Consider the following 3429-nt stretch of genomic DNA (forward strand, 5'->3'; position numbering starts at 1 on the left):
CCGCCGCCACATCATCACCTTGAGCCTGTGCACGGTTCTCTACATTGCAGCGGAGCTCTTCGTGTGGTGGATGTACTCCTTCGGTTTGGTGGGTCCGGGCGAACCGATGTAGCATCCAGCTACGGCTCTAACGGACTGCCCCGTTCTAATATGCGGTGCCGCTTTGGCTTGTGGCCCCGTGCATGCTGCACCGGTGCGAGGGAAACGAAAGCTCCCCTGATCTCGGTTAATCTGAGCTTCTGGGGAGCTTTGAGGTTATTTACCGGCGTGAGTGAATATAAACTTCACAATGGCAAGAATAATAATGGCGAGGGTGAGCCACACTGCGCTTCGGATGGTACGCCAGCAGATTGGTTCACCGCGGTAGTGAGCAATCGCAAAGTTAAGGCTAAAAATACGCCACACTACGGTTGCCAGACAGAGAGTAATTGTCAGATCAAAGATGATGTCATAGGTTTTGCCAGATGGCAGAAGCGCGGCCACAATCAGTAGTATTACGGGGTATACGGTGGTGCCAAGAATGGGGCTTGCGTTGCGTAGCGCATGCATAACAAATTCGCGAGGAGGCGTGCCGCCGTGCAGTACCCGGTACTCCTGTATTTCGTCAATGGTATGGGCAATATAGGTGGTCAGACCGGTACCCGTAATGTAGAGGATTGCGGTGCCGTTATAGATAGCGTTCGGGTCGAAGATGCTCAGCAGAGCCGCCAGCACCAAGAAATTACCGTAGGTGTACGCGGAGACGCGGTGGGCTACATCGTGTGCATTGAGTTCAGCGAATTTGCGTTGTGCTTTACGGAACAGAAGGGGCAATCGATAATCCTTTGGCGAGTGCGGGGATGAAAACTCAGACCCCTCGTGTGTGTGAAAAATAGGTTAGAGGAGCGATGACCACAGTCGGCAGAGGTTCTCCACCATCTTGATGCGGCGCGGACGCTCCGCCCACTGGGTGTACAGCAGCTCGGTGCAGACCTGCTCGTATTCGGCGCATACTTCATCGAGCATTGCGACCATGCCGCGGTCAATGATGAACGTTGACACTTCCATGTTCAGAGAGAAGGAACGCGGGTCCATATTGGACGAGCCAATGAACGCGATTTCGTCGTCGACCATCATGAACTTGGAGTGCAGCACGGTCGGGCTGGGATACTGCAGAATACGCACGCCCGCCTGCAGCAGCTGCTCGTAGTAGGAACGCTGCGCCATGTTCGGCAGGAACTGGTCGCCCTTCTCACACACAATCACGGTGGTTTCAATACCGGAGTATGCGGCGTTCGTGAGTGCCTGCAGCAGGGTCTCTTCGGGTACGAAGTAGGGCGAGCAGATGGTGATACGCCGCTCGGCATTGTAGATCAAATAGTTGATGAGGCGCAGGTTGTTTTCGGTTTCAAAACCGGGGCCGGAGGGAACAACCTGGGCGCGCATCCCATCCTCGTAGTAGGGGATGGTGGTGTTAATTTCTGCCAGGATCAGCTGGTTCGTTTCGGAATACCAGTCAGAGACGAAAACGGCGTTGAGCTCTTCAACAATCGGGCCGGTGCAGGAGAAGGTCAGGTCCTTCCACTCCAGACCCTTCTTGATGTTTTCGGGCATGTCGTAGGAGCGGTGAATAGCGTTCTGCGAACCGGAGAACGCGACGCGGCCGTCCACGACGAGGACCTTGCGGTGGTTACGCAGGTCGGGACGCTGCCACTTGAGCTTCCACGGTTTGAGGGGCAGCATGAGGCGCCACTGCATACCCGACTCGTTGAGCATTTTCACGAGCATCTTATAGGACGGGTATTTGCGGGAGCCGATGTGGTCGATGAGTACGCGCACCTGCACACCGCGTTTGTGGGCGGCGAAGAGGGCGTCCCAGAGGACTGCGCTCGCCTCGTCGTAGGCGGTGATGTAGAACTCGAAGTGCACGTATTCGGTGGCGCGGTCGACTTCTTCCGCCATGGCGACCATCGCCTCGTGGTTGTCGGTGTGGAGGGTGAACTGGTTGCCGCCGACCAGGGGGAGCGAGCCGAGGGTGTAGTTGAGCTGGCTGGCTACCTTGGCGGGGTAGGAGAGGTCGTCGGTGCGGGTGAGGAAGGGCTTGTTCTCGCTGGCTTCGCGGATCATGTCGTTCATGGCGTGTTGGCGTGCGCGGCGGTAGGCAGGTAGGCGCGAGGAGCCGAAGACGAGGAATACGATGAACCCTACGAAGGGGATGAAGAAGATTGCCATGAGCCAGCCCAGTGCAACCACGGGTTTGCGGTTGTAGGGGAGCCAGAAGAGGGCTGCGAGTCGGATGAGGATATCGGCGATGCCGAGTGCGAGGCGCAGCCAGTCGGGCAGGAAGTCGAGGTAGGTGGGGGCAAATAAGTTCACCTCTCTATTATGCCGGTGTTTCGTGTGGGGCTTTTTTGGGAGGGAGGGGAGTGGGTTTGTTGCTTCGTAGTGTGATGTGTCGGTATTGGTGCCGGTGGTGGGCGGGAGCTTAACTGGTTTTGCTGTGAGCCTTAACGCTAAAAATGCACTTGAGCATTGTGTGCAGTGGTGAAATAATTGCAGTCATGCAGAAAAAGGAACAGAGTCTTCGCGAACGCCGCCGCGAACAAACCTGGACGGCAATCCACGAAGCAGCCCTCAAACGCGTCCGCGAACACGGGATGCGCGGAACCACCGTTGAAGAAATCGCCCAGGAGGCGGGCGTCTCCCCGCGTACCTTCTTCAACTACTTCCCCTCCAAAGAGGACGCCGTTCTGGGTTTGCGCGAACCGGTGGTCAGCGAGGAAATCCTCGAAACAGACCGCGACCACGAGGATGACAATACGATCATTCGTGTCACCCACCTTCTCTGGGAGGTCTTTTTCCAGAGCTTCCACTACGCCAAGGGCAGGGACCCTCGAGCTCCCTATCAGGAGTTCCCCGAGTCCGCGAAACGAATAAAAATGCACTACATGAAGTGCGAGCAGGTGCTTACCGAGTACCTGAACACCATTGACTGGGTGGCTTTTGATGCTGCCGGTCGCCGCGGCCCCTTCCCGCGTCGAACCCCCGCTGACCCGCTGACCGATCACTTCCGGGAGCGGTCCCGCGCAAAGGTCTATCTTGCCTCCGCGGTGCTTCGCCAGCTGGAGTTCACCCGCAACATGGAGGACAAAGAGGATATCGCCCGTCATATCCGCCAGACGGTGAAGACCTTCCAGTTCCTGCTTTTTGAGCAGAACCGACCCGCAATCTAGCGGCGGTTCACTGCCGCAAACAACAAAGCCCGCCGGAACCGAATCGGGGCAACCGATCCAAAATCCGGCGGAGACTCACAACAGACACATATAGAACGTAACTAAGGATTAAACGATGAGCACAGAGGAGAAGAGCCTGCCTCAGCCGCCAGCCGGTGAGGTTAAGCAGGAAAGTAAAAACCGCATCCGCGCCATGTTCCTGGGCCTGGTCATTGTG

The 3429-nt window shown here is 56.9% G+C and carries 3 protein-coding genes; 1 reads left to right on the plus strand and 2 read right to left on the minus strand.

Annotated features, from left to right (window positions below; translation table 11 throughout):
- Nucleotides 1-255: 255 nt before the first annotated feature.
- Nucleotides 256-813 (minus strand): hypothetical protein, encoded by a 558-nt coding sequence (locus Q0216_RS09150; protein WP_298594730.1) that lies wholly within the window; start codon nucleotides 811-813, stop codon nucleotides 256-258.
- Nucleotides 814-876: 63 nt separating this feature from the next.
- On the minus strand, nucleotides 877-2355 hold the full coding sequence (cls, locus tag Q0216_RS09155) for a cardiolipin synthase (RefSeq protein WP_298594732.1): 1479 nt from the start codon (nucleotides 2353-2355) through the stop codon (nucleotides 877-879).
- A 185-nt stretch (nucleotides 2356-2540) separates the two neighbouring features.
- Here cls and Q0216_RS09160 point away from each other — a divergent pair, with 185 nt between their 5' ends.
- The gene (locus Q0216_RS09160; protein WP_298594735.1) at nucleotides 2541-3212 is read left to right on the plus strand and encodes a TetR/AcrR family transcriptional regulator; all 672 of its coding nucleotides are present in this window, start codon (nucleotides 2541-2543) and stop codon (nucleotides 3210-3212) included.
- Nucleotides 3213-3429 lie beyond the last annotated feature (217 nt).

The organism is uncultured Rothia sp. (genome assembly GCF_937976295.1).
Taxonomy (GTDB): Bacteria; Actinomycetota; Actinomycetes; order Actinomycetales; family Micrococcaceae; genus Rothia.

What these genes read in the sequence shown, in the direction of transcription:
- Q0216_RS09160 (WP_298594735.1), top strand. Translation starts at nt 2,541, where the DNA reads ATGCAGAAAAAGGAACAGAGTCTTCGCGAACGCCGCCGCGAACAAACC.